Origin of the sequence: Spirosoma sp. KCTC 42546 (assembly GCF_006965485.1) — a bacterium.
Taxonomy (GTDB): domain Bacteria; phylum Bacteroidota; class Bacteroidia; order Cytophagales; family Spirosomataceae; genus Spirosoma.
The window spans coordinates 5,697,514-5,722,837 of record NZ_CP041360.1; the positions used below are offsets into that span (position 1 = coordinate 5,697,514).

Annotated in this window: 20 protein-coding genes; 9 read left to right on the forward strand and 11 right to left on the reverse strand. The window is 48.5% G+C overall.

The annotated features are described in order from the left end of the window. Window positions 1–203: 203 nt before the first annotated feature. Both EXU85_RS23475 and EXU85_RS23480 read left to right on the forward strand, forming a co-directional pair. Entirely contained in the window at window positions 204–1,541 is a 1,338-nt protein-coding gene (locus EXU85_RS23475; protein ID WP_142774419.1) for a TolC family protein, read from the forward strand. A 60-nt stretch (window positions 1,542–1,601) separates the two neighbouring features. Further along, window positions 1,602–2,033 carry a DUF2147 domain-containing protein gene (locus tag EXU85_RS23480; protein WP_246859211.1) on the forward strand — a complete coding sequence of 144 codons (432 nt, stop codon included), beginning with the start codon at window positions 1,602–1,604 and terminating at the stop codon, window positions 2,031–2,033. Window positions 2,034–2,096: 63 nt separating this feature from the next. Here the strand turns inward: EXU85_RS23480 and EXU85_RS23485 are convergent, their stop codons facing one another. Further along, complete coding sequence (locus EXU85_RS23485; protein ID WP_142774420.1) at window positions 2,097–2,678, reverse strand: TIGR04282 family arsenosugar biosynthesis glycosyltransferase; 582 nt, start codon at window positions 2,676–2,678, stop codon at window positions 2,097–2,099. A 91-nt stretch (window positions 2,679–2,769) separates the two neighbouring features. Here EXU85_RS23485 and EXU85_RS23490 point away from each other — a divergent pair, with 91 nt between their 5' ends. The 3 genes from EXU85_RS23490 to EXU85_RS23500 all read left to right on the forward strand — a co-directional run bounded on the left by EXU85_RS23490 (window position 2,770) and on the right by EXU85_RS23500 (window position 5,823). Beyond that, window positions 2,770–3,591, forward strand: coding sequence for a purine-nucleoside phosphorylase (locus tag EXU85_RS23490; protein ID WP_142774421.1), 822 nt, complete (start codon window positions 2,770–2,772; stop codon window positions 3,589–3,591). Between the two features lie 151 nt (window positions 3,592–3,742). Further along, on the forward strand, window positions 3,743–5,080 hold the full coding sequence (locus tag EXU85_RS23495; RefSeq protein ID WP_246859213.1) for a family 1 glycosylhydrolase: 1,338 nt from the start codon (window positions 3,743–3,745) through the stop codon (window positions 5,078–5,080). Between the two features lie 5 nt (window positions 5,081–5,085). Beyond that, complete coding sequence (locus EXU85_RS23500; RefSeq protein WP_142774422.1) at window positions 5,086–5,823, forward strand: SDR family NAD(P)-dependent oxidoreductase; 738 nt, start codon at window positions 5,086–5,088, stop codon at window positions 5,821–5,823. A gap of 47 nt (window positions 5,824–5,870) precedes the next feature. On the opposite strand, the gene EXU85_RS23505 is transcribed toward EXU85_RS23500, so the two are convergent. After that, window positions 5,871–7,439 carry a hydroxymethylglutaryl-CoA reductase gene (locus EXU85_RS23505; protein ID WP_142774423.1) on the reverse strand — a complete coding sequence of 523 codons (1,569 nt, stop codon included), beginning with the start codon at window positions 7,437–7,439 and terminating at the stop codon, window positions 5,871–5,873. Window positions 7,440–7,518: 79 nt separating this feature from the next. On the opposite strand from EXU85_RS23505, the gene EXU85_RS23510 reads away from it, so the two are divergent. Both EXU85_RS23510 and EXU85_RS23515 read left to right on the forward strand, forming a co-directional pair. Further along, window positions 7,519–8,286, forward strand: coding sequence for a TIGR04283 family arsenosugar biosynthesis glycosyltransferase (locus EXU85_RS23510; protein ID WP_142774424.1), 768 nt, complete (start codon window positions 7,519–7,521; stop codon window positions 8,284–8,286). Window positions 8,287–8,358: 72 nt separating this feature from the next. Next, the gene (locus tag EXU85_RS23515) at window positions 8,359–9,249 is read left to right on the forward strand and encodes a sterol desaturase family protein (RefSeq protein WP_142774425.1); all 891 of its coding nucleotides are present in this window, start codon (window positions 8,359–8,361) and stop codon (window positions 9,247–9,249) included. Here the strand turns inward: EXU85_RS23515 and EXU85_RS23520 are convergent. The 8 genes from EXU85_RS23520 to EXU85_RS23555 form a co-directional block, all read right to left on the reverse strand. Beyond that, on the reverse strand, window positions 9,227–10,648 hold the full coding sequence (locus EXU85_RS23520) for an NAD(P)/FAD-dependent oxidoreductase (RefSeq protein ID WP_142774426.1): 1,422 nt from the start codon (window positions 10,646–10,648) through the stop codon (window positions 9,227–9,229). The two genes, EXU85_RS23515 and EXU85_RS23520, sit on opposite strands and share 23 nt — an antisense overlap. Window positions 10,649–10,655: 7 nt before the next feature. Further along, the gene (gene arsS / locus EXU85_RS23525; RefSeq protein WP_142774427.1) at window positions 10,656–11,702 is read right to left on the reverse strand and encodes an arsenosugar biosynthesis radical SAM (seleno)protein ArsS; all 1,047 of its coding nucleotides are present in this window, start codon (window positions 11,700–11,702) and stop codon (window positions 10,656–10,658) included. A 104-nt stretch (window positions 11,703–11,806) separates the two neighbouring features. Then, a complete protein-coding gene (locus tag EXU85_RS23530) occupies window positions 11,807–12,139 on the reverse strand; it encodes an arsenosugar biosynthesis-associated peroxidase-like protein (protein WP_142774428.1) in 333 nt (110 codons plus the stop codon). A gap of 411 nt (window positions 12,140–12,550) precedes the next feature. Further along, a complete protein-coding gene (locus tag EXU85_RS23535) occupies window positions 12,551–14,299 on the reverse strand; it encodes a RagB/SusD family nutrient uptake outer membrane protein (RefSeq protein WP_142774429.1) in 1,749 nt (582 codons plus the stop codon). Between the two features lie 86 nt (window positions 14,300–14,385). Next, window positions 14,386–17,676 (reverse strand): TonB-dependent receptor, encoded by a 3,291-nt coding sequence (locus EXU85_RS23540; RefSeq protein WP_142774430.1) that lies wholly within the window; start codon window positions 17,674–17,676, stop codon window positions 14,386–14,388. A gap of 566 nt (window positions 17,677–18,242) precedes the next feature. Beyond that, complete coding sequence (locus EXU85_RS23545; RefSeq protein WP_142774431.1) at window positions 18,243–18,494, reverse strand: hypothetical protein; 252 nt, start codon at window positions 18,492–18,494, stop codon at window positions 18,243–18,245. A gap of 350 nt (window positions 18,495–18,844) precedes the next feature. Continuing rightward, window positions 18,845–19,615, reverse strand: a complete 771-nt coding sequence (locus EXU85_RS23550) for a LytTR family DNA-binding domain-containing protein (RefSeq protein WP_142774432.1) — start codon at window positions 19,613–19,615, stop codon at window positions 18,845–18,847. Further along, complete coding sequence (locus EXU85_RS23555; protein ID WP_142774433.1) at window positions 19,612–20,724, reverse strand: sensor histidine kinase; 1,113 nt, start codon at window positions 20,722–20,724, stop codon at window positions 19,612–19,614. Before EXU85_RS23555 ends, EXU85_RS23550 begins: the two co-directional genes overlap by 4 nt. A 590-nt stretch (window positions 20,725–21,314) precedes the next feature. Between EXU85_RS23555 and EXU85_RS23560 the strand changes: the two genes are divergently transcribed. Next, entirely contained in the window at window positions 21,315–22,829 is a 1,515-nt protein-coding gene (locus EXU85_RS23560) for a PKD domain-containing protein (protein WP_246859214.1), read from the forward strand. A gap of 95 nt (window positions 22,830–22,924) precedes the next feature. Next, the gene (trxA, locus tag EXU85_RS23565) at window positions 22,925–23,269 is read left to right on the forward strand and encodes a thioredoxin (protein ID WP_142774434.1); all 345 of its coding nucleotides are present in this window, start codon (window positions 22,925–22,927) and stop codon (window positions 23,267–23,269) included. 94 nt (window positions 23,270–23,363) lie between these two features. On the opposite strand, the gene EXU85_RS23570 is transcribed toward trxA, so the two are convergent. Then, complete coding sequence (locus EXU85_RS23570; RefSeq protein WP_142774435.1) at window positions 23,364–25,082, reverse strand: pyruvate dehydrogenase complex dihydrolipoamide acetyltransferase; 1,719 nt, start codon at window positions 25,080–25,082, stop codon at window positions 23,364–23,366. Window positions 25,083–25,324: the final 242 nt, after the last annotated feature.

Below are 25,324 nucleotides of genomic sequence, written 5' to 3' on the forward strand. Positions count from 1 at the left end.
TCCGCTTATATACCCCTAAATCCCCTAAAGGGGACTTTGTCCAAAGACGAGTCAAGTCCCCTTTAGGGGATTTAGGGGTTGATCCTCGCAGAACGTTCATTAAGCCTTTGCTCCGGTTGTTAGTCTTGTGTAGTGTGGCCTGTTTACTCTTGCTGAGTAGTTGTCAGTTGCCCAATACCATACTTCAATCCGCAAACCGGCCTATGCCTGTTTCCTTTGCGGGCCATTCGGATTCGGTTGGGATTGCCAGCCAGAACTGGCGGACATTCTTTGCCGACCCGCAACTGACGCAACTGATCGACACTGCGCTATCCAGCAATCTGGATTTGCGAATTGCAACCCAACGGATCGAAATGGCCAGAGCTTCCTTTACCTACAGCCAGGGTTTTCTGGCTCCTCAGGTTAACGCCGTGGCCTCGGCGGGGGTGGATCGGTACGGTCAGTACACCATGAATGGGGTGGGTAATTACGACACGAACTTATCGGACAATATTCGGGGGAGTCAGCTGACGCCCAATCCCACGCCCGACTATTTTCTCGGCGCCCGCAGCACGTGGGAAATCGATATCTGGGGAAAACTGCACAACCGAAAAAAAGCGGCTTACCTGCGATTGCTGGCTTCCGAAAAGGGCCGCCATGCCGTGATAACCGCCTTAGTCGCTGAAATTGCCCGGCACTATTACGCGCTATTAGCCCTGGATGGCGAACTGGAAATCCTGCAAAAGAACATCGATTACCAACAAAACGCGCTGGCATTAGTTCGTATTCAGAAAGAAGCGGGCCGGGTAACCGAGCTAGCCGTTCAGCAATTCACGGCCCAACTGCTGAATACCCGAAGTCGGCAGGGGCAGGTTCAACAGCAGATTGTGGAGAACGAGAATCAGATGAATCGACTACTGGGTCGGTATCCCCAACCCATTGCCCGGGGCAAATCCCTTCAGGAGCGAGAGTTGCCCGGTCAGGTGCTGACGGGCATTCCGGCGCAAATGCTGGTTCGTCGGCCTGATATTCGTCAGGCGGAACTTGATCTTCAGGCGGCCAATATTGACATTGACGTAGCCCGCGCCGAATTTCTGCCCAGTCTGAACCTGACGGCTTATCTGGGACTGAACGCTTTCCGAACGGCAGTACTCTTCAACCCGGCGTCCATCGCTGCGGGTTTGCTGGGTGGTTTATCGGCCCCCATCTTGAACCGGCGTTCGGTGAAAGCCAACTACCAGCAGACGGTGGCCCAGAGTCGGGAGTCCCTGTATCGGTATCAGCAGGCTATTCTGACCGGTTTCAGCGAAGTGTCGACCCAATTGCGGGGCGTCGAGAATTTTCGTTCGGTCGCTGAGTTACAGGCGCAGGAGGTAGCCGTTTTAGAACAGGCCGTTTCGACCTCGAACGATCTGTTTCGGGGTGGGTATGCGTCGTATCTGGAAGTAATCACGGCTCAACGGAGCGTGCTGGAAGCCGAACTGGCCCTCATCACCACCAAACAGTCGCAGTTTCTGGCAATAACGGATCTGTATCGGGCGTTGGGGGGTGGTTGGGAATAGATCGAAAAACTCTCGAAAAAAAACTATAGTTTTACTTAGTATCAACAAATCTGGTTTATTGTGAACAATCCAAATGAGTCTAACGCTATATTCATCCATCAGCGTCTCCAATGGTTTATAGTACTGCTTTTCCTCCTGCTTGGCGCAAAAGCAGACCAATCTGCAGACCGAATCATAGGCCGGTGGCAATTTCCTTCCAAGGGATCTAGCGTTGATATTTACCGAAAAGGTAATCTCTATTTTGCCCGTGTAGCCGAGGTTGATCAGGCAGGCGAGCAAAACTTTGGCTTAATGAAAGATAGTCTTCTCATCCGTGATCTCCGTTTCGATGGAGAGGTTTGGTCTGGGGGACGCTTAATTCACCCAAAGACTGGGATGTCCTTAAACGCTGAAGTACAAATGTTCAGGCCGCAGGTCATAAACGTAACCATCTATAAAGGCATCAAACTACTTCACCGGAAATTCATAATGACTCGTCAGGAAAAGCAATAGCTTTTAGCCGCGTTCCTGATAATTCGCGTTTCAAATCTGTCAACTATTGCCCTTCGCAACGGATTATAGATACCGTTCATAGTCGGCCCATTCGTCAATATCAGTCAGTTCATCGAGTCGGGCGAAGGTCCGATTATGTTGTAGAATAGCCAGTTCCGTGAGTTGGCAAAGTTCCGGCTGGCTCCAGGGCATGTCCTGAAATAGAAAGGGCTGTAGCTGATTCATCCCCAGTAAATAATATCCTCCATCGGTAGCCGGACCAATCACTACTTCCGTCGTATCAAGTACATTAAGCGCCCGGCGAATATGGTCGGGGGTGATGGTCAGGCAATCGCTGCCAATGATCACGGCTTTATTGGCACCGGCGGCAAACTGTTCCCAAAAGGCATTCAACATGCGCTCACCCAGATCGACGCCGGTTTGCTGATGCTTTGGGTAACGGTTCCAGCCGTCATCCGGGTTGATAAAATCACCATAGTACACGACACACTCGTCGGCGAAATCTTTTACAAGTTGTTGGGTATAACCCAGCAGGTGCCGATACACGTCAACCGCTCTGGCATCCCCTACGGTACGGGCGATCCGGGTTTTTACCTGACCCGGAATTGGGTTTTTAACAAAAACAATCAGACGGTCGACGGTCATGGATACACGGGACAAATGCGTACAGAATAACTGGCAGCTATCCGCCAAACGGCTAACTTGCAGAAAAAGTTAGACAAACGATCCAGTTTATATGCTTGAACAGATTCAGCAGGCAACTCAGTATATTCAGTCAAAAACGCAGGTAACACCACGTATCGGGATTATTCTGGGCACCGGCCTGGGTGCGCTGGCCCAGGAACTGACCATTGAGACTACCTTACCCTACGAAACGATTCCACACTTCCCGCTATCGACCGTTGAGTTTCATTCGGGCAAGTTGCTATTGGGTACGCTGGAAGGCAAACCAGTCGTGGTGATGCAGGGGCGCTTCCATTTTTACGAAGGCTACACCATGCAGCAGGTCACCTTTCCGGTTCGGGTGATGCACGCACTGGGCGTTCGTACGTTGCTCGTGTCTAATGCCGCCGGGGGCCTGAATCCGGCTTTCCAAACGACTGATTTGATGGTCATCGAAGACCATATCAGCCTGTTACTCCCGCAAAATCCACTGGTAGGCCCCAATCCCCCTGCGTTCGGCGACCGCTTCCCGGACATGAGCGAACCCTACAGCAAATCCCTGATCGATCAGGCGTTTGCCCGAGCCGCAGATTTAGGCATTCCCCTCAAGCGGGGTGTGTATGTAAGTGTTACGGGACCTCAACTCGAAACGCGGGCCGAATACCGAATGCTGCGCCAATGGGGAGCCGACGCCGTAGGTATGTCGACCGTGCCCGAAGTGATTGTGGCCAGCCAAATGGGAATGGCTGTTTTTGGTGTGTCGGTCATTACGGACATGTGTTTACCCGACACGCTGGAAAAAGCCGACATCACGAAGATCATAGCAGCCGCCGGAACTGCCGAACCCAACCTGACCCGACTCATGAAAGCACTGGTTGGTCAGCTAAGTGACTGACCGTTCATCCTGGCTCTGGCTGACTGTTTGAGGAAGGTAGCTTTTCAGCCCTAATAGGAAATAGGCTTAATCTCCTCTTAATCCTCCTTGGTAAACACTCCCGGTACGTACAGGTTAATGGATTAAGCAGCGGCAATCAACATCATTGACTGTGCCCCTGTTTCTCCAGCGTATGGTCACACACTTTATGTTTGCCACGGGCATCGAAAATAGCAATCCAACAATTCAGGGTGGTACCTATCGTCAGGATGAATTAGCGAAATGCGGTCATTATCAGCACTGGCAAACGGATTTTGATTTGGTCGAGCAACTGGGCATTCACTTTCTGCGCTACGGCCCGCCCATCCATACTACCTTTCTGGGGGCCGGAAAATACGACTGGTCGTTTGTCGACCTGACGTTTGGCGAACTGCGCAAACGCGATATTGTGCCCATTGTAGACCTGTGTCATTTTGGCGTGCCCGATTGGATCGGCAATTTCCAGAATCCCGATTTTCCGGCGCTTTTTGCCGACTATGCCCACGCATTTGCCAGGCGGTTTCCCTGGGTTCAGCTTTATACCCCTGTCAATGAAATGTACGTCTGCGCCGAGTTTTCAGCGCTGTATGGCTGGTGGAATGAGCAACTTCGGACCGATACTGCTTTTGTGAACGCCTTGAAGCATATCGTCAAAGCGAACGTACTGGCCATGAGCGCCATTCTGGAAGTAAGACCCAATGCCCTGTTTATCCAGAGTGAATCGTCGGAGTATTTTCATGCCGAAAATCCGGCGGCTATCAAACCCGCCGAGATTCTGAATGCCAAACGCTTTCTGTCGCTCGATCTCAACTATGGTCGCCGGGTCGATTCGGAGATGTATGAGTACCTGATGGACAACGGCATGACCCGAGACGAGTATCACTTCTTTATGGGTCATAACCTGAAGCAGTATTGCATTATGGGAAATGACTATTACCAGACCAATGAGCATCGGGTATCGGCCGACGGAAGCACGCGGGCATCGGGCGAAGTATTTGGCTACCATGTCATTACCACACAGTACCACGATCGGTATCGACTACCGGTTATGCACACCGAAACCAATCTATGGCAGGGCCCAAACGGCGACGAAGCCGTAAACTGGCTCTGGAAAGAATGGGCTAACGTATTGCGGGTCCGGAATGACGGCGTGCCGATGGTGGGCTTTACCTGGTATTCGCTCATCGACCAGGTTGACTGGGATTCAGCTTTACGGGAAAACAACGGCACCGTCAACCCGCTCGGCTTGTGTGACCTCAATCGACAGATTCGTCCCGTTGGTCAGGCCTACAAACAGCTCATTGATGATTGGCGGCAAGTACTGCCGGCCCAGAGTGTTTGTCTGGAAGTGCCAATTGTCAGGCCCAGTGAGAGTGAGCAACCCTGGGCTTACCAGAAGCAGAAGGAGGCTAAAGTGGCTCGACAGAATGTAACCAATACCGTTTCCAAAACCAATCAGCCCGACGCGTAAAAACGATGCGATTTCAGGATAAAGTAGCGATTGTTACCGGTGGCGCCAGCGGCATTGGCCTGGCAGTAGCCAAACGGCTGGCTTCGGAGGGAGCTCGACTGGTGCTGGCCGATCTGCATGAAGACGCCCTCAATAAAGCGTTGCCCGACGTGAAAGCCGCCGGTGCGCCTGATGTGTGGGGTAGTGTTTGTGATGTCTCTGTTGAAGCCCAGGTAGAAGCCACCGTCCAAGGCGCGTTAACACGGTTTGGCAGGCTGGATGTGGTTGTCAATAATGCCGGGCTTATGCAATTCAAGGCGCTGGAAGAATTGACCGGTGATGACTGGCTTCGTATCCTGACTGTCGATTTGCTGGGTGCGTTTTACTTCACCAAACAGGCCTTTCTGCATATGAAACCCGGCGGCAGCGTAGTGAATGTGGCCAGTATCCACGCGATTGAAACCGAACCCCTGGTGGCTCCTTACGCAGCGGCCAAGGCTGCGGTACTATCGCTGACACGTTCGGCTGCCCTGGAGGGAAAACCCAAAAGCCTTCGAATCAATGCCGTTTTGCCCGGTGCCATCGACACGCCCATGTTGTGGAACAACCCAAATGTAAAATCTGGCGTAGAGAAAATTGATCGGTCCACTATTGGCAAACCGGAAGATGTAGCAGCTACCATTGCGTATCTGGCATCAGACGATGCAGCTTTTGTACAGGGAACTGAGGTCCGCGTAGACGGTGGTCGACTTGATCGGCTGTAGGGAACCGCTCTAGCGCAAAAGTTATAAGTAATTCAATCCAGAAGTAGCTAGCTTTTGGCCTGTCTGGCCGACTCATGGCTGGATACCCAGTCCAGCGAGGAGATGGCTGCGGCCAGCGACAGTTCACCAGCCGCTACGACACCCGCCACAATCTCGGCGAATTTATAGACCTGCCCAGTACCGGAACAACCCAATATGTTCAGGCATTCCTGCTGGGTGGGCAGGCCCGTGCCCCCACCCACGGTGCCGACAATGAGGGAAGGCAACGTAATGGAGCCGTATAAATCGCCGTTGGGCAACAGTTCAGAGGTGGTAATAGCGGCCGACGATTCCGCCAGACAGGCCACATCCTGCCCCGTAGCGATGAATAAAGCGGCAAGTCCATTGACCGAATGCAGGCCATTGTTGTTCGTTCCGGCCATAAACGCACCTACATTCCCGATGCGGGCGTGTCGGTCGAGTTGCTCCGGTTCGACCTGCAATTCGCGTAGGAGTAACTCTTTAGGGATAGTCACCTCGGCGGTTACGCGTTTGCCCCGTGTTTGCAGCGTGTTGACAAACGACGGCTTCTTATCGGTCGCCAGATTGGATTCCAGGTAAAAATGCTCCACATCCGCCACCTGTTGAAGCATGAAATTGCAGGCCGCCAGTGTGGCCTTACTAACCATATTCTGGCCCGCAGCATCGCCTGTTGTATAGCCAAACCGCAGAAAAAGCAGACGTCCCGCCTGATAGGGTGTTATATACTTGAGCTTAGCATACCGCGACGTTGCCTCCGCTTCCGAACGCAGTTCCGGTTCATGATCGGCCACCCAGCGAGCCAGATCACGGGCAGATCGGGCATCCTGCATGACAAAGACCGGTGCCCGCTGCATACCCTCGTCGATGACCGTGCAGGTCACACCACCGCATTGGTTAAGCAACTTAATACCCCGATTATAGGATGCCACCAATGTACCCTCGGTTGTGGCTAACGGAATCAGAAACTCCCCTTTGGCATGTTCGCCATTGATTAGCAGGGGGCCAACCAGTCCAACAGGCACTTGGGCAACCCCCACAAATTGCTCACAATTACCACGCACAAGCGCCGGATCAAACGCGACATTGGTGAGGTAATCGGGTGATGTTTGTGTATACTGACGAAGAAAATCCTGCCGCTCCCGGATGATTTCCGGCGACATATCATCAACCGGATGGCGCGGAATCGTAACATTACGTTGAGGTTCACCTCCCTGATGCTGGTCTGGTTGTAAGTCGTCCTCGATGGTAATCGTTAACGTACCAAACGGTTTAGACTGAAGAATCACCTCAATGGTGTGCCGACCGGGAGCCAGCGGTGCGGCAGTTGCCTGAACCACAACCTTCCGGCGCAGGGGGAACGCCAGTGGATTTGAATTAGATATGGCACTGACTCTGACGGCTTCGTTGCCATCCAGTTCAAGGGTAAAGGCTTCGGGTGGGTAGATTTGGCCATCAATACGAACCTGCGTCAGTCCCGTAAACTGGGCGTCGGCCAGGCGGTTCTTCAGCGAAAAGGTAAATCCAGTGGGTGTATTGTGTAAACTGCTGCGGGTATAGAGCTGCTTTAACAGCACATTGGGTATAAATCGAAACATAGTTGTTTTCTTCTACAGCAAAGGGTCCAGCACAAGGTAAACTCTCCGAACAAGAAAACAGTTATTTGGCAAACAGCTTGTGACAAGTATCTCCATCATTATCCCAACGGTCAATGAAGAACGGACACTGGCCCGAATGTTTCGGCAGCTTCGCCAATTATATCCCGCTCCCGACGAACTGATTGTGGTTGATGGGGGCAGTACCGACCAAACGCTTTCAATCATTCAGCAGCAGATTCAACTGCAAAAAGGCCTGACTGATCATCCCCCAATCCGGCTGATCCAAAGTCCGGTTGCCCGTCGTTCCTATCAAATGAATCTGGGGGTTCAGGCAGCTACGGGCGAGTATCTCTGTTTTTTGCACGCCGATACGGCCCTGCCCGATGATGCACTGCTGGTGATCCGTGACACGCTGGCCCAATCTACGGTAGCGGCAGGCGGGTTTATATCGCTGATGCGTGGCCCACTCAAAACCCGCTGGGTTACCTCGTTTCATAACTTCATCAAAACGTATTACGCTCCGCTTTTTTTTCGACCGTATTTGTTCTTCTTCAAGGGCGCGCGATTACTTTTCGGCGATCAGGTTATTTTTTGCCGACGGCAACAGTTTCTCGATTGCGGGGGGTACTCCGACGATTTACCCATCATGGAGGAAGCCGATATGCTGCTCCGTATAGTGCGTTTCGGACGAATCCGACAAGTCAACCGGGTGGTCGAATCATCGGACAGGCGATTAGTCAAGTGGGGATTCTGGCGGGCAAACGCCCTGTTTCTGTACGTAGGCGTTTTGTGGGGGGTAGGCTACTCTGCCGAGAAGCTGAAACAGTTATACGAGGATATACGGTAAGATAAAATACACCTTAACCACTATAGCTTTCCTGCTTAACTGCCCGGCCAATCATTGTAAAAACTGAACAGTATGTCCACCATCCCTTTCTTCGATTCTGTCGGCTCACCGCTACTGGTTCTGTTTTTTGCTCTGATGCTATTTCTGCAATGGCGTCGTCCGTTACGGTTGCTGCATTTTAAGCCGTTGCGCCGGGTGGTTCGAAACATTGGTTTTGCCTTACCGGCCTTTGTTATGCTCCGGCTGGCCTTATTGCCGATTCCGCTCCTGGCTGCCCGGTGGGCGCACGACCATCAGGTGGGATTTCTGAACTGGCTGCTCCCTTCAACTAGCATTGGTGTATGGGTAGGTGGCATACTGGGGTTTCTGGCCTTCGACTATGCCTATTACTGGTGGCATTACGCAACCCATAAAGTGCCGCTGCTCTGGCGTTTTCATACCGTACACCATACCGATCTGGACATGGATGTCTCAACGGCCGTTCGTTTTCATGTTGGCGAGTTACTGCTCAGTGTTGGCTTTCGGGTACTACTAATTCTGGTATTGGGAATTAGCTTCTGGTCGGCCATCCTCTACGAAATGTTTTTTGACACAGCCGCCCAGTTTCACCATGCCAACTGGCGGTTACCCAGAAAAGTAGAACAGCTAATCAATTTTCTCTTCGTAACCCCGCGTATGCACGGCATTCACCACTCAATTGTCCGCGATGAATTCAACTCCAATTGGGGAACACTTTTTTCGGTTTGGGACCGGCTCCACGGTACCCACCGCATGGACATTCCTCAGGAAGATGTTACGCTGGGAGTTCCGGCCTTTCGGGAGGAGAGCGAACTGACAATAGGCCACTTATTTCGTATGCCATTTGAGAAACAACGGGACTGGAAACTGCCCAACGGCGTCGAACCCGTTTCGCGGAGGCAATCTCCTACAGCTACGAGTGTCAATACAGCCACCGAAGAATAGTCTTCGCCCAAGCTGGAATATTTCCCTTCAATTGCTCCAAAAGAGCCGATTTGCTAACCCTCGACGCGACCGGATACGGATAGATTTTCTTCTGAATAGCGCCTGCTCCCAACCCAACCGTATTGGCCAGAATCAGATCCTGAATCATTTCGCCCGCCTGGGGGGCTACAATAGCCCCGCCCAGTACTTTACGTTTCCCGAACAGTTTATTTCCTTTAGCCAGATAGAGCCACTGTTTGCCATAGGTATAATTGTCGATAACCGCCCGGTCGTCCTCCGCAAACCCATACACGATCTTCTCAAAAGCAATCCCCTGCTGGCTAAGCTGTTTTTCCGAAAGGCCGAAAGTGGCCACTTCGGGGTCGGTGAAGGTTACCCACGAAAAATGGCTATAGGAAACTTTCTGCTTGAACGGCGACAGAAAATTATTGATGAGCAGGGGGGCCTGCATTTCGGGGGTGTGCGAGAAATAAAGCTGCCCCGTTACGTCGCCAATGGCATAAACGCATGGATTGGTGGTTCGCAGATACGCATCCAGTTTGAGCTTACCGGCCTCCGTTTCAATGCCCGAGGCTTCGGGCTGTAAGGCATCCACGTTGACCTGACGGCCAATGGCGACTAGCACCGCATCGAAGGTAAGTTGACGTTTTGTGCCCGTTTTATCTTCCAGGGTGGCGCTGGAAGCCGAGTCAAACGCCACAATCTTTGTTTGTAGCAGCACCTCAATACCCTCACGGGTTAGCCGATCCAGTAATAGTGCAGACACCTCCGGCAACTCTTTTTCCAGAATACGCTCACCCGACTGAACAACGGTCACCTGTGAACCAAGCCGATGCAGCGCCTGACCGAGTTCAATGGCAACCGGTCCACCCCCAACGACCAGCAGCCGATTCGGCAACGTATCAGCCGTAAAAATTGTCTGATTATCGTACTGGACAACCTGTTCTATTCCCGGAACCTGAAGTGGAACAGGTTGCGAGCCGGTGGCAATCACAATTCGCTTGGCGGTGAAGGTTTCCCCCCCAGCTTCCACCCTGTCTTTTCTGATAAAGCGAGCCGTACCAATCACTACATCAATACCCTGCTTCCGAAAGAAATCGGCATTTTCATGTTTACGAATCAGCTCTATTCGCTCCTGAATGTAGTGCTTGACCCGCTCAAAATCCGGTTTGCCGGTGCTTGTTAACCCAAATTCCTGGGCCGCTTTTGCCTGATGAATAAGCCGGGAAACGTGGATGAGTGCCTTGCTGGGCACGCAGCCCGTATTCAGGCATTCGCCCCCGATGTTCCGGGCATCTTTCTCGATGAACAGGACTTTAAAACCCAGTTCATGCATGGTCAGGCCAATGCTGAGACCGCCCGAGCCGGTGCCAATGACCAGCAGATCATATCGTTTCATAGACTTCTCAGGCGGTTGTGCCCCCGCAACTTGAACCCGCTCCGGCTGTGCAACCGTAGCAGTGCTGATTAACGACCACAGCCCGCTGACTCAACACATCGCCATCGAAATCCCGAACGTGCTGCACCGGGCTGGCAACTTTCAAATCCAGCATCTGGTTAAAATCACAATCGTAGATAAAGCCGTCCCAGCCAATGGAAAGCGTATTTCGACACATCACGCCCGAAGCCGCAACTGGATTAAAACTGTTGACCAGCTTCTCCATGTAGTTGTCGTAGTTACCCGACGAGATCAGGTAATCGAGATACCGGCTGATGGGAACATTGGTGATGGCATAGAGGTCGTTGAAAATCACCCCGAACTCATCCAGCAACGCTCGCTTGAACTGGCGTTTCAAACTTTCCTGCGAACCGGGCAAAAAAGCCCCGTTGGGATTATACACCAGGTTCAGCAACAGGCCCGAATCTGGTTGCCCATATCCAACAGCATTGAGCATTCGTAACGCCCGAATCGAACTATCAAAAACACCTTTACCCCGCTGCCGATCGGTTTTGTCGGCATTGTAAAAAGGCAGTGAGCTAACCACTTCAACCTGATGCTCCCGGAAAAACTCAGGCAAATCATTGTACTTCGGATTAGCGACGATGATGGTCAGATTACAACGCACCATCACCTTCCGACCCAGTTTGCGTATTTCTTCCACGAACCAGCGAAAGTCAGGATTCATTTCGGGCGCGCCACCCGTCAGATCGACCGTCGGGATGGTTGTCTTTGCCAGCGCATCGAGACACAGTTGCATCGTTTCGCGGGTCATGATTTCCTGACGATCAGGCCCGGCATCGACGTGGCAATGTTTACAGACCTGATTGCACATCTTGCCCACGTTGATCTGAAAAACCGCCGGTTCGAGTGGCTGTAACGGAAACAGCCCGGCACTAGCCAGTTTCTGATGAAAGGGCGGCAGTTGTAACGTATCGGCCAGTTCGCTCTGCAACGACTGCAACTGAACGGCTGAGTTTGCGAGAGGATGTCCGCTGGCTTTTAGGGATTTCATAAACAAAGGGAAGAAAGGGAGGAGAGGGAAGAAAGGAAGGAAAGGGACGAAGGGGACAACTCCTTCCTCCCCCTCGTCCCGCTCCTCCCTTTTCTCCCCTATTCTTACATGGATATTTCCTTGGCTTTGTTCATCATTTGAACGCCATGCACGAGGGATGCCCCGCCCCGAATAGCAGCCGCTACGTGAACCGCTTCCATCATTTCGGCTTCAGAGCAGCCTTTCTCCAGCGTATCGGTCGTGTAGGCATCAATACAGTAGGGACACTGGACCGTATGCGACACCGCGAGTGCGATGAGCGATTTTTCGCGGGCAGTCAACGCACCTTCGGCAAATACAGCACCGTAATACGAGAAAAACTTGTCGGCCAGTTCTTTTTGAAACTCACCGATTTGTCCAAATTTTTTGAGGTCTTCGGGATTATAATAGGTTTCCATGTGATTCGGTTAGTATTGATTAATATACGGGAAATAGCCTTACGACGATTTTTAACTAGACAGATAGAAACTTCATTGATTTTCAGGCGACAGTTGTTTAGACTACGCTACCGGTTTACAATGGTTAAAATTAGGGCAACTAGCTATTCGTTGAACCCATAAGTACCCTGTTAGTTTCCTGATGGGGCAAATTGGACGTTGCAATAGCATTGAGTAGCACCGTCTCATTTACATATTTATCAGGAATTTCAGTCAACAGTAACTTGAGTAGTTCTTAACTTACCAGCCAGCGCCACGTAAAAAAAGACTGAGTAAAGAAGAATATCTACTTATAAAAAAGCCCGTTCTAGTAAAAAAGCCCGTTCTAGATCTAGAACGGGCTTTTTTATATTGACTTGAAAAACTATTTAGTTAGTATCCAGGGTTTTGCTTAAATATACCCTGCTGAAGGTCCATTTGAACTTGAGGAATTGGAAGGTATTCGTCTTTCCCAGCGGTAAATTTAGCTCCTCCATACCCTAGCGTTAGCTTTTGGCTTTCATAGGCCAAATAAGCATTTAATACAGTAGAAGCCACGCCCCAACGAACAAGATCATAAAAGCGATGTCCCTCACCTGATAGCTCTAATTTGCGCTCAAACTGAACAGCAGTCCGAGCAGCGGCTTTATCGGCAAATGGAGTCGTGTAGTTGCTGATTACGTAGTTAGCGGCATTACTTCCGTTCGTGCCTTTAACCCAGAATGATGCGTTGGCAGCCCGAGTTCTAACTTGATTTATATACGTTCGAGCCGTTTCCAGACTACCAACCTCAATTTCCGCTTCAGCTGCCATTAATAAGACATCGGCAAAACGAATGATGTTATAATTGATAGCAGAGTAACCATCGGTCCAGGAACTACCATCGGTCAGTGTTTTATCCTGAGACCGATAATATACGAACTTCTTAGGCGAAAACGGACCTGCATAACTCTGGTCACGAATCCAGTCAAGACCTGGGTGCACCTGCCAATCAAGGTAGGGAATACCCCGGCGGCCTATCGACCAATCCAGACGTGGATCAACGGGACCAGCATCAGGCGTAAACGGAGCGCTTGAGGCAATACCCTGGTCATTTTTCAATTGATTGGCACCTGTATTATAAGAGCCATCTAATAAAGGAAGTCCAGTTGCACTAACGCGGAATGAGTTTGCTAATTCAAAACTTGGGGCGAAGAAGCCGCAGCAACCAGCAGGTCCATTTGAACCAGTATTATACGGAAAGTTCAAATCCAGTTCTTGTGCTGAATTGGCTACATCACCCGTGTTAACCGCAGCCTGGATAGCGAAAATAGATTCTTCGTTATTATCCTTCGTTGCATTGAAAACATCCGTATAGTTGGCTACAAGTGCGTACTTTTTACCATTTGTAGTCGTTCCATTGGCAATAACCAGATCGAATAGGGTTTTAGCTTCTGTATACTTCTTCTGGTACAAATACGTCTTGGCTAAATAAGTTGCAGCAGCCCATTTATTCGCCCGACCAGCCGATGACTGGGTTTCGGGCAGATTGTCTTGCGCAAATTTGAAATCAGCTTCAATCTTTGGCCAGATATCAGTGTCGTTTTTAACCAACTCAATACCGGAGCCATAATCGACTGTTTCATCTACATAAGGCACCATATTGAATGAGCGCTTTAACTCAAAATAATAATGAGCCCGTAAAAAGCGTGCTTCAGCACTTAATCGTTGTTTATCGGCGGCAGAAACGTCGCTACTGGCGGCAGGAAGCGCACGTAATACAGCATTAGCCCGGCTAATACCTTCGTACATACCTCTCCATTTGTCATTGACATCCCCGTTACTTGGGAGAATCTCAAAACGCTGGAAGGTATTGAAGTTTGTGTTACCGCCACCATCTCCCGAGTTAGACCCTTTGTTAGCGTCTCCCCCCGAAATACTACCACGTACCCAGTTGAACGAGCTAGTAGCTCTCGAGTAGCCCCGTCCATTTAACTGAGCATAGGAAGCCAGCAGCAAGCCTTCAAACCCAGCCTTACTCGTTATTTGGTTAAGGGCCAATTGGCCGGTAGCCGGTACATCCAGGAATTTATCCTTACAGGCGAATGTAACCAGCGAAATCATCGCCGTTACCAGTGCACCTTTTATAATGGTATTTTTCATAATATGATTTACCTGAAAAATTAGATAGTTAGTGTTTGACGTATCGAGTTCATGTCAGCATAAACTCGATACTAATTCGCCATCAGTTAGAAGCCGAAGCTCAAGCCAACGTTATACCCACGAGTAACTGGGTAGTTACCAATATCGATACCAAAATTCTGGTCAGCTGATCCACCAACGGCTGGGTCTAAGCCACTGTATTTTGTGATTGTGAACAAATTGGTAGCCGACAGAGACAACCGTAACCGGCTTAGATTCGCTTTGTCCAGAAGCTTAGCGGGGAAGGTGTATCCCAACGTCAGGTATTGCATCCGTCCATAAGAGCCATTTTCTACATAGTAGGAATTGGACTGTGTGTTCGTGCTAAAATTCGACGTGTTTTCGAAAATGGGGACAGAAGTATCCGTGTGTGTTGGTAACCAGGAGTCTTTCACACGGGCGCTGACAGCCGCTCCAGGGAAAGAGGGGTAGAAGTCAGTGTACCATTTCGAGTTATTAAAGATTTTATTGCCTAACGACGCATACAACTGGGTATTCAAATCAAAGCCCTTGTACTTCAGGGTTAGGGTTAAACTACCTGTAAATTTGGGAATTGGGCTTCCCAGAAAGGTTCGATCGTTATCATCGATCTTATTATCGCCATTGATATCCTGAAAGCGGAATCGGCCTGGAGCAGCTCCTGGCTGTGCTGGAGCGGCTGCCACTTCTTCTTTCGTGTTAAACAAGCCTAACACTTGATAGCCATAAAAAGACGACAGATCATGACCAGGTTGGTTACGAATAACAGGCGTACTTAACCGCTGGCCATTTGCCTGGAAATACGGCACGGATGGAGCAATGGCCGTGATTTTGTTATCCAGGATACTTCCCACAGCGGTAACTTCATACCCTAAGTCACTAACAATGTTGCCACGTGTCGTGATTAACAGGTCAATTCCCTTGTTACGCATACTGGCTACGTTAATATAGGGTGGGCTGGCACGATCACCAACCACGCCTGGTAGCGCCAGCGGATAAAGCAGATCCTTGGTGTCTTTCTGCCAGAAATCAAGTACCACTTCTACTTTATTATTAAAGAAGGCCCCATCAATACCGATGTTCGATGTGATACTAGTTTCCCATTTGGCAGTTGGGTTACCAAGTTGGCCGCGGAAGTAACCTGACTGTACCGATGTATTGGCACCCGTAATGTCATAGCTGTTAGCAGCGCCAGATGCATAAAGGGTAAACTGATTGGTGGCCGTTAAGTAGTTCGAATTACCCATTAGCCCATAACCACCCCGAAGTTTCAGGTCTGATACCCAGGGCAGGTTTTTCATAAACTCTTCTCCAGAAAGACGCCATGCTGCTGAAACAGCAGGGAATACACCATACCGATTTTCGGCACCAAACTGCGATGAGCCATCGCGACGAACAACACCGGTTAAAATATATTTGTCGTTATAGATGTACCGAGCCTGGCCAAACAAGGAATAGAAATTATTGCCTTTGCCATAATAGCTGTTTACACTACGCGTAGCACCTGGTGTTGTTGTGCCAATTGTGACATAATCAGGATCGGTTGTAAATGGATTCTGACCCGAACCACTGATACCACGACCGCTACCGGTATTAAGTGCTTCAATACCTGCTAAAACACTAATATCATGAAGGCCAAACTTTTGTTTGTACTGAGCCGTGTTGGTAAATGTCCACGCTAAACCAACGTTTGACCCTTCGTTATAAACATAGTTCGTATTGTTCTCCGAGTTTTCATACTGCGCCCGGTTATACGAATTATTGTAGTTGCTGAAATAGGTTCCGCCAAGACTGCTACGAAGTGTTAACGCTGGAATAACATCATACTCTAAGTAGGCATTACCAAACGCAATAAGATTATAGTTGAGATTATCTTTTGCCCCAATACGGTTAGCTACTGGATTCCGGGCATTATTGAAACCAGATGCCGCTGTACCTGCATAGCCACCGAATACATTGTATACTGGGATAATGGGTGCCTGCCGAAACGCCAGAAGAATGTCGTTCTCATCGGCAGCTACACTGGAGTTGTTGTTGGTACCATTACCGAGTGCGCTACCTGTACTTCCCTGAAGACCAGTGGTTGATACATAGGCCAATTGGATATTCTCACCGAATCGCAGTTTTTTCGTGATATCAAACTCTGTATTGACACGCAATGTGTAGCGCGAGAAATCATTGTAAGTGATGATACCAGCCTGTTTTTGCATGCCTAAACTGAGGTAGAATCGGCTTGATTCAGTACCACCCGAAAAGCCCAGTGTGTGGCGCATCAGCGGAGCAACGCGGGTAATGGCTTTGTACCAATCAGTACCTTGTTTATTGGCGGCAATAACGTTATAAATAGCACCATTGGCTGGATTAACGTTATACTTCGCGGCTTCGGCCGTTAAATCTACCTGTGATGCCGCTAAGCCAGTTTGACTACCGACCAACAGGTAGTCTGGTAAAACAGGAGTTTGTCCTGAACCATATTGACCATTCGCGATACCTGTAAAACTGTCGGGGCCTACCGTGCCGCCAGCCTGGTAAATATCATTTTTCCGGGCCTGCCAGGTCCAGTCGGCCTGCTCTTGTGGGTTTAGAATTTTCTGGCCATGGCCTGGATCTGTTACGCCATACAAACCATCGTAACTAATGCTCAATTTCTGAGCCCGACGCTGCCCCTTCTTTGTCGTTATGACGATGACACCAGAAGCCGCCCGCGCTCCATAAACCGATGCCGAAGCTGCATCTTTCAGGACAGTCGTGGTTTCAATGTCATCTGGAGCGATGTATTGAATCGATTGTGTAGGCACGCCGTCGACTACGTATAAAGGCTGGTTACCACCAAACGACCCAAAACCCCGTACCCGAACCTGACTGGTTGTTCCAGGCTGGCCATTTGTAATAACAGTTACCCCGGCAACCCGCCCCTGCAACTGCTGTTCTACGTTGGTAGAAGGGACTACTTTTAACTGGGCTGGCTTCACCGTAGAGACGGCCCCGGTCACATCCCGGCGATTTTCGGTCGAATACCCGGTTACAACGACTTCGCTTAAGGCTGTAGCATCATCCTGGAGCCGTATATCAATTGTAGATTGATTGCCGATCGAAACCTCCTGCGTTTTAAAGCCAATGGCTGATATAACCAGTACTGGGTTCTCTCCCCGGATACTCAGCGAGAAACTACCGTTTGCATCGGAGCTGGTACCGGTTTGAGTACCTTTCAGTACGACATTGGCACCAGGTACGGCACCTTCGGCACTCGTAATTTTACCCGTCAAACGACGGTCTTGGGCCATGGCAGTTAAGCCACAAAGCAGTAGAACTGCGCCCAGAAAAGCGGTCTGCAGAAACCTGTAGAGCGGTGCTTTCATGAAGATTAGGTTGGTTTTATATTGAGTTAAACGGCTCAATATTATATCACATAAATTATATTTCAAAAAGATATAAAAATAGTGCTAATGAATATTTTTTACCAAAAAAGTCAATCATTAGAATAGTTAAAAAAGAATATATAATATATACTGATTACTAGATAGTTAACCTACAAATTAGGTTATATAAATTATCTTTTTTCTGATAAATTAAATTTTAATCAACAAAAATACTTTTGTCCTATTTTTTCAATAAAATAGCCTGTTAAAATCAATATTTCCTCTAAAGAAATAATTGATTTTAACAGGCTATTTTATTGAAAAACTAAGATTCTTAAGTAGTAACTACGTGTTAATACTTAGGTAAATTACTCAGTACGTACTACAAAATAAGTACTATCTTACAGTAAAAAACGGGGTTTATGAATAAGTAATTTTAATACATTATTTTGACAATAATTTATTGCACAAAAGGAGTCTCTTTAGGGATAATGTCCCTATTATTTACTTAGTGATTTTTTACGAAAAATACTTACTTAATTGGGAAGAGTAATAGGAGCAAATTGCTATGCCTGAATCGACTCTTTTTCCACCGGCATGCAGCGCTGGCAATACACGGGTTCAACACCTAAGCCCTGCCCCATTCCCTGAGCAGCTTCCAGAGCCAGCTCAAAACTTGAATATCCACCTCGCCAACGGCCAGTCAGATAACCAAGTTTACTGGGTTGCATGCCCTTACCGTTGTTACAGAACCGGCAGCTTCCTACATGAAGCGTTACTTTTGGATTGCGGAAATAAGCATAAAAATAGTAATTCATAGCGCCTGTAATTCTACATCGTTGAGTAATACTGATGACAGATGCTATTCGTAATCCATCAACAGTCTTTTTTACTTTTTATCTGTTCTCCAGACAAATCAGCTGATAAGCGTTACAAATCTTATCAACCATTTATCGAAGACGAAAAAAAAAATGACTGATGACAGTTTTTTAGGGTTGAATTCGGGATTTAGAAGGTTGAAGCCGATACTACACGAGTGGAATTAGATTTGTATCGAAGCTCTATAATTTTATTAATCCTATATAAATAATTAAGGTAATCAAAAAAAGATAGCTCCGTTGCAACTTATAGAAACGTATTTTCCCGGAGTCGTTAAAAAATAATTAATTTATCGACCAAGCCAATCTTTAAATTCAGTAACTCGTTCAACGCTGACAAATACGTCCTGACGGGCTATTGGATGCAGCTCAACCTTGAGCTTACTACCTGAATAAGTATGTACTGACTGAATAGCAGAAATGGCCACCAAAAATGAGCGATTCACGCGAAAAAATTGACCCGGATCTACTAATTGCCCCAGCTTATCCAGACTATAATCAATCGACATTGGTGAACCTACCAGGGGCATCAGATAAGTTGCCTTGTTTTCAAAAAAGAAATAGGCTATTGCGTCGGTTCGAATGCTACGCAGTTTGGGTCCAATGCTGATCATAAAGCGGTCGCGGTAGGCAGGTGGTGTCCATTGCCGAATGAAGTGATCCGAAACCTGTTGTATTGGTGGCGATTCCGCAGGAAGTTGACGAACCAGTTTGAATTTATTCAACGCCATTGTCAGCTCATCAAGGTCAATGGGCTTGAGCAAATAATCAATACTATTTGCTTTAAAGGCCTGTAATGCATGGTTTTCATGAGCTGTAGTAAAAATGATCGGGATTGTTAGGTTCATCTGTTCAATCAGACTAAACCCTAGATCATCTTCCAGAAAAATATCCAGAAAAATCAAATCCGGCTGAATCGGCGGTGAGGATTTGAACCAGTTGATCGCCTTTGCTACCGATGGTAACTGGGCCAACACTCGAATAGTAGGGTCATATTCACGCAGTAAAGTTACCAGTCGTTGAGCAGTCCATGATTCGTCCTCAATGATTAGCACATTCATAAGAGCAATGGAATTTTAACCATAAACACACCATCCTGGTAACCAAACCAAACAGGACGTTTCGTAAGTAATCTGTAACGATCTGTAATATTTTTTAATCCTACCCCTGTCGAAACCTCTTTCTGGGGCCGAAGTCGTATCGGGTTCGTAACCAGCAGATAATCGCCTTCAGTTTGTATCCTCACCTGCAATGGCGCTTCGCTTGACATCTGATTGTGTTTTACCACATTCTCAATTAACAACTGTAAGGTTAGTGGAGCAATGCTGTATCTATTCGCCACTTTCGTAGACACATCGGTGACAATCTTCAGCTTTTCGCCAAACCGAATATGAAGTAGAAACGTATAAGCATTCGTAAATGTTAACTCATCCTGAATTTTAATGTAATTCGTGTCGCGTTGTTCCAATATGTAACGAAAGGCTTTGGCAAGTTGCCCAACAAATTGAATAGAAAGTTTAGGGTTAGGTTCAATCAATGAAGACAGGATACTCAGGCTATTGAAGAGGAAATGTGGGTTAACCTGATTTTTGAGCGCCATAAACTGAGCCTGCGTAGCTTCCTGTTTAAGCTGCTCGGCCTTGACGCGTATGTCTTCCAACCGTTTATAGCCTCGTCGGTTAGCCGCCAGATAAAAAGCCGACAACATGGCCATTACCGTCAGCCCATTATCAATTTTTCGACGTCTGTTACGCTCCTCAGGCCTAATAGAAAGGGATTGGACACGAACGGGTTGTGAAAACTGGAAGCGCTCCACGCCAGCCATTGTTACCCACAATCGATGAAAAGCCATATTGAATAAGATGGCTAATGCACCAGCCAATACCAGCGTGACCAGTTGAGCGGGTAGGTCGAACTCAATTAGAAACTCTTTATTCATTTGGCTAAAGAATCGCTCCTGAATCCAATCCGTTACCACAAGCCAAAGCCCAAAGAACAGAATCGTAATGATAATCTCCATGATCCAGAAGGGCCACACATGCTGAACCAGGGCAAGCGAGAGGTTATCAATATGAACATACAGTCGGATAGGCCAGTAAATAGCAAAAATAGTAGTAGCGAGCTGCCACTTTTGCTGATAGGTCAGCTGGCTCTCTGTCTTGGTTTTCATTATTGAGGAAGCTAAATCAGTATCTTCTTTCTGTAATTGAGTAGCAGTCTGGTATCACACTATGCTGAAACGGGAGTAACTACTAAATCGCCAACGGGAATAAGTACATAAACGATTGGTAGATCAATCGTCTTTCTTTACGCTTATACTAGTGTATGGTAGTCCTCAAAGGGTATATAGGATTGGAGATAGCTTAAGATCCTACTGATGGTAGTGAATGCTACTTCACTACGCTTGGTTTACTAGCCTATTACGCTGACAGTTATAACCGCGCAACTGTACAGGCAAGCTTCTAGGTTAAGCCTGGCCATCCTGAGAAGCCCTCAAATATATGGATTCATGCGTAACTGTTGGCCATACTTGCTCGATAAAGATAGATAGCCCCTTTTCCGCTCAGGACGCCGTGTTCTGAATTAACTCAGTTTACAATCAATTCTTCTGCTCAATTGATTCTCCCCCCGTGACAGTTCACACGGGGCTTTTTCCGTTTCAAGGCATTTGTGCCGGGGTTCGGCAAAGGCGACGCCTACTTTTGAACAGTTAAACAACATCTATCTAAAAACAGTCCGCTACAACGGATTCCTCTTTTTATGAAAACTATCATACTCTCTTACCCGAACCCTTCTGGTCAATCAGGCTTCGCTTTGAAAAAAGGGCTATTCGTACTCCTTGCTTTGATGGCTCTTTTGATGACCAGCTGTAAAAAAGAAACTGAAGTGAATCCAACAGGTACCTTAACGGCCAATGCCGGGGCCGATCAACAGGTCCAGGTTGGTCAGGTCGTTACCCTGGATGGTGGTGCCTCTCAGGATAGCCAGGGTAAACCCTTTACAATCCAATGGGCTTTGGTTCGCAAGCCAGCTAAAAGTACGATTACCCTGGTTAATGCTACCGCTGTCAAGCCAACGTTCACACCCGATGAAGTTGGTGAGTATGAACTACAACTGACCGTTTCGAATGAAAATGGTAAGAGTACCGACAACGTGGTAATTGCCGCTTCGGTAGCGCAGCCCGTCACTATCAACCAGAACATAACCGTTAAAACCGTACTGACCGACCGAATTGCCAATCCCGATCTGCCCGACTATATCGTGGCCAAATCAGTTAGTGTTCAATCTGAACTAACCATCAATCCAGGCGTCGTGATCGCTTTTGAACGCGATACCCGAATGGACATCAACGACAACGGTGGACTGATTATCGCGAAGGGTACGGCAAGCCAGAAGATTCGATTCGTGGGCGTTGAAAAAACGAAAGGGTTCTGGACTGGCCTGATGCTCTATTCAGGCAGCAACGCAAACGTATTTGAGTATGTAGAGTTACTTCATGCCGGTAGCCGCCCGCTTTATTCCCTGATAAAAGCAGGTATGTATGTTTCTGGAACGAAGGCGCAGATTGCCGTAAAAAACAGCCTGTTTGCCGAAACGACGGGGTACGGTTTATACATACAGGATGGCGGGATTATTCGCGAATTTGCTCAGAATACATTTGCGAACAACACGGAGTCAGGCCTGATGCTCAGTGCTGACAATGTGCCTCAGTTAGATGCAGCATCTATTTTTACAAGCGGAAACGGGCGGAATGTTGTAGAGGTAATGGCTTCCAGTGTTAAAGGGGCTGATGAAGTAGAGTGGACCCCATTTACGGATAAAACTCCCTACCGTATCAATGGCGAATTAACTGTAACCACGGGCTGGTGGCTGAACCCTGGGCTTACCCTCGAAATGGCTCGTGATGCCGTAATTCGGGTTAATACAGGCGGCTATATGAGCGCCAGAGGAACGGCTACAGCTAAAATCACCATTACAGGAGCTGAGCGCACCGCTGCCTTCTGGCGAGGAATTATCTGTTACTCAACTAGTGCTCAGAATATCCTCGAAAACGCGATTATCAGCAATGCCGGAAGTGTTGCCATTGTGTCGGGCAAAAAGACGAACATCGCTATTTACGGAACAGGTGCTACAATGGCCATCAAAAATACGCGCATCAGTGGTAGTGGTGGTTACGGGCTCTTTGTCAGCTACGGCTCATCGGTCAATGCTGACGTGATGACGGCCAATACGTTTGAATCAAACGCGCAAACAAACGTGCTGATTGAAAAGTAAACCGATGAGAGAGGTAGTATAAAAGTCGGAACTAATCGCTCTGAAAACGGTTTATGTCCATGAAACAAGTTCAACTTAATAAACTCATTTCAATCATGGCAGCAGGATCAAATGCCGTAGAAGCAACCGACGCAAATTTCAACGAACTTATAAATTCTGACAAACCCGTTTTAGTAGATTTCTGGGCAGAATGGTGTGGCCCCTGTCGGATGGTTGGCCCAATCGTCGAGCAACTTGCTGGCGAATACGAAGGTAAAGCCATTATCGCTAAAATGGACGTTGACCAGAACTCACAAACGCCCGCTAAATTTGGTATCCGCAGTATTCCTACGCTGATGGTGTTCAAAAATGGTCAGCTAGTCGATAAAGTGATTGGTGCTACGTCGAAAGGCGTATTAGAGCAAAAGCTGGTAGCCGCAATGGAGCCCGCTACGATCTAATCTTTAGAAGGAGGAAAAGGAGGAGGGGGAGAAAAGGGACGAAAGGGAAATATACAACATCCCTTTCGTCCCTTTTCTCCCCCTCCTCCTTTTTTTACACCAACATCCGCATTGGATCTTCGAGCAGTTGCTTAACCGTTTGCAGGAACGCCGAACCCGTAGCGCCATCCACCACGCGGTGGTCACAGGAGAGGGTCACTTTCATGACATTGGTCGGCTTCGCTACCTCATCTTCAAACTTAACCGTCTGCTTAATAGCACCAACGGCCAGAATGCATGAATCGGGTGGGTTGATGATGGCCGTGAATTCGTCAATGCCAAACATACCCAGATTCGAGATGGAGAACGTGCTTCCCTCCCAGTCTTTTGGCTGGAGTTTTTTGTCTTTCGCTTTACCGGCCAAATCCTTCACTTCGCCCGAAATGGTCGACAGTGTTTTCTGATCGGCATTCCGAACAACGGGTACCAGCAAGCCTTCATCAACGGCTACCGCCACACCGATGTTCACATACTTGTACTTACGAATTTTATCGCCAAGCCAGGATGAGTTAACATTCGGATGCTGTTTCAGCGCTAATGCTGCCGCTTTGATCACGAAATCGTTAAACGAAATTTTTACTGGGCTAAGGCCATTGACCGTACCACGCAGCGCCATAGCCTTGTCCATGTTGATTTCCATGGTCAGGTAGAAGTGCGGAGCCGTGAACAGGCTCTCGCTCAGTCGGCGGGCAATTGTTTTCCGCATCTGGCTAACCGGAACATCCTCATAGTCGCCAGTTGGCGTTGGTACTGGAGCCGGAGCAGCTGGTTGCGCAGCAGGTGTTGGCGCAGCGGCTGATTGAGCAACGGGGGCAGCAGGTTGAGCCGCTGGCGTTGCTTTACCCGGCACAAACGACTCAACGTCGCTTTTCACAATACGTCCTTCCGGACCGCTACCATGAACCTGAGCAAGGTTAATTCCTTTTTCTTCGGCAATCCGCTTTGCTAAGGGAGAGGCTTTTACTCGGCCATTCGATTCCGATACATCACCAGCGCCACCCGCATAGGATAAATCCGTATCGGCACTGGCAGGAACATCCGCCTGTGGGTTTTGTTCGGCAGTTGCGCTACCGCCTTCACTAGTGGCAGCCTGTTGGCCATTACCACCGTCGAGCAGAACTTTGAAGTTAGCCCCTTTTTCACCGACAACAGCAATGATGTCGTCAACGGCAACAGATGCGCCTTCTTTTACACCAACATAAAGCAGCGTACCTTCTTCATAGGCTTCGAGATCCATCGTGGCTTTGTCGGTTTCGACTTCGGCCAGTACATCCCCCGATTTTACAGTATCCCCTTCTTTTTTATGCCAGGCTACAATGGTGCCTTCGGTCATAGTGTCGCTCATTTTCGGCATCCGAATAACCGATGCGTTGACCTTCTCAGCCGGAGCCGCCGAAACAGCTTTCGGTTCGGGCAACTTTGTTGCGACTTGAGTACTTTCGCTCGCTGCTGGAGCCGGGGCTGGTTCTGGTTTGGGGGCAGGAGCTTCCTGGCTACCGCCACTCGATCCATTCAGCAACGCTTTGTAGTCTTCTCCATCAGCACCGATAATAGCCAGAACGCCATCTACCGGAACCGAAGCGCCTTTTTCAACACCGATATACAGGAGTGTACCTTCTTCGTAGGACTCCAGGTCCATCGTTGCTTTATCGGTTTCAACTTCGGCCAGTACGTCGCCGGATTTTACTTTATCGCCCACCTTTTTGTGCCACTCCGCAATGACGCCTTCGGTCATTGTGTCGCTCATCTTGGGCATTCGGATTAATTCAGCCATAATTAGCTATGTATGTAATCGGGTTATACAAAAAGATCGGCCGGGCCTACAACGGTGGACGACACCAGAACGTTGGGCCAACATGCCGCTGGACTGGCATTCCACTGGGCTGGCATTCCAGTTAAGAGTCAAAATTAGTGTAAAGCAAGTAAGATTGTATCTTTCTGAATAGGAAAAAGGAGGTGGTGGTGGAAGGAGAGGAAAGGGAAGCGGCAGAAAGTCTAAATTCTTACACTATTCAA

Excerpts from the sequence above, each read along its gene's own strand:
- EXU85_RS23555 (WP_142774433.1), bottom strand. The coding sequence starts at position 20,724 with ATGAAAACCAAGACAGAGAGCCAGCTGACCTATCAGCAAAAGTGGCAG.
- EXU85_RS23540 (WP_142774430.1), bottom strand. The coding sequence starts at position 17,676 with ATGAAAGCACCGCTCTACAGGTTTCTGCAGACCGCTTTTCTGGGCGCA.
- arsS (WP_142774427.1), bottom strand. The coding sequence starts at position 11,702 with ATGAAATCCCTAAAAGCCAGCGGACATCCTCTCGCAAACTCAGCCGTT.
- trxA (WP_142774434.1), top strand. The coding sequence starts at position 22,925 with ATGGCAGCAGGATCAAATGCCGTAGAAGCAACCGACGCAAATTTCAAC.
- EXU85_RS23545 (WP_142774431.1), bottom strand. The coding sequence starts at position 18,494 with ATGAATTACTATTTTTATGCTTATTTCCGCAATCCAAAAGTAACGCTT.
- EXU85_RS23515 (WP_142774425.1), top strand. The coding sequence starts at position 8,359 with ATGTCCACCATCCCTTTCTTCGATTCTGTCGGCTCACCGCTACTGGTT.
- EXU85_RS23505 (WP_142774423.1), bottom strand. The coding sequence starts at position 7,439 with ATGTTTCGATTTATACCCAATGTGCTGTTAAAGCAGCTCTATACCCGC.
- EXU85_RS23550 (WP_142774432.1), bottom strand. The coding sequence starts at position 19,615 with ATGAATGTGCTAATCATTGAGGACGAATCATGGACTGCTCAACGACTG.
- EXU85_RS23490 (WP_142774421.1), top strand. The coding sequence starts at position 2,770 with ATGCTTGAACAGATTCAGCAGGCAACTCAGTATATTCAGTCAAAAACG.
- EXU85_RS23485 (WP_142774420.1), bottom strand. The coding sequence starts at position 2,678 with ATGACCGTCGACCGTCTGATTGTTTTTGTTAAAAACCCAATTCCGGGT.
- EXU85_RS23475 (WP_142774419.1), top strand. The coding sequence starts at position 204 with ATGCCTGTTTCCTTTGCGGGCCATTCGGATTCGGTTGGGATTGCCAGC.
- EXU85_RS23520 (WP_142774426.1), bottom strand. The coding sequence starts at position 10,648 with ATGAAACGATATGATCTGCTGGTCATTGGCACCGGCTCGGGCGGTCTC.
- EXU85_RS23570 (WP_142774435.1), bottom strand. The coding sequence starts at position 25,082 with ATGGCTGAATTAATCCGAATGCCCAAGATGAGCGACACAATGACCGAA.
- EXU85_RS23500 (WP_142774422.1), top strand. The coding sequence starts at position 5,086 with ATGCGATTTCAGGATAAAGTAGCGATTGTTACCGGTGGCGCCAGCGGC.
- EXU85_RS23535 (WP_142774429.1), bottom strand. The coding sequence starts at position 14,299 with ATGAAAAATACCATTATAAAAGGTGCACTGGTAACGGCGATGATTTCG.
- EXU85_RS23560 (WP_246859214.1), top strand. The coding sequence starts at position 21,315 with ATGAAAACTATCATACTCTCTTACCCGAACCCTTCTGGTCAATCAGGC.
- EXU85_RS23530 (WP_142774428.1), bottom strand. The coding sequence starts at position 12,139 with ATGGAAACCTATTATAATCCCGAAGACCTCAAAAAATTTGGACAAATC.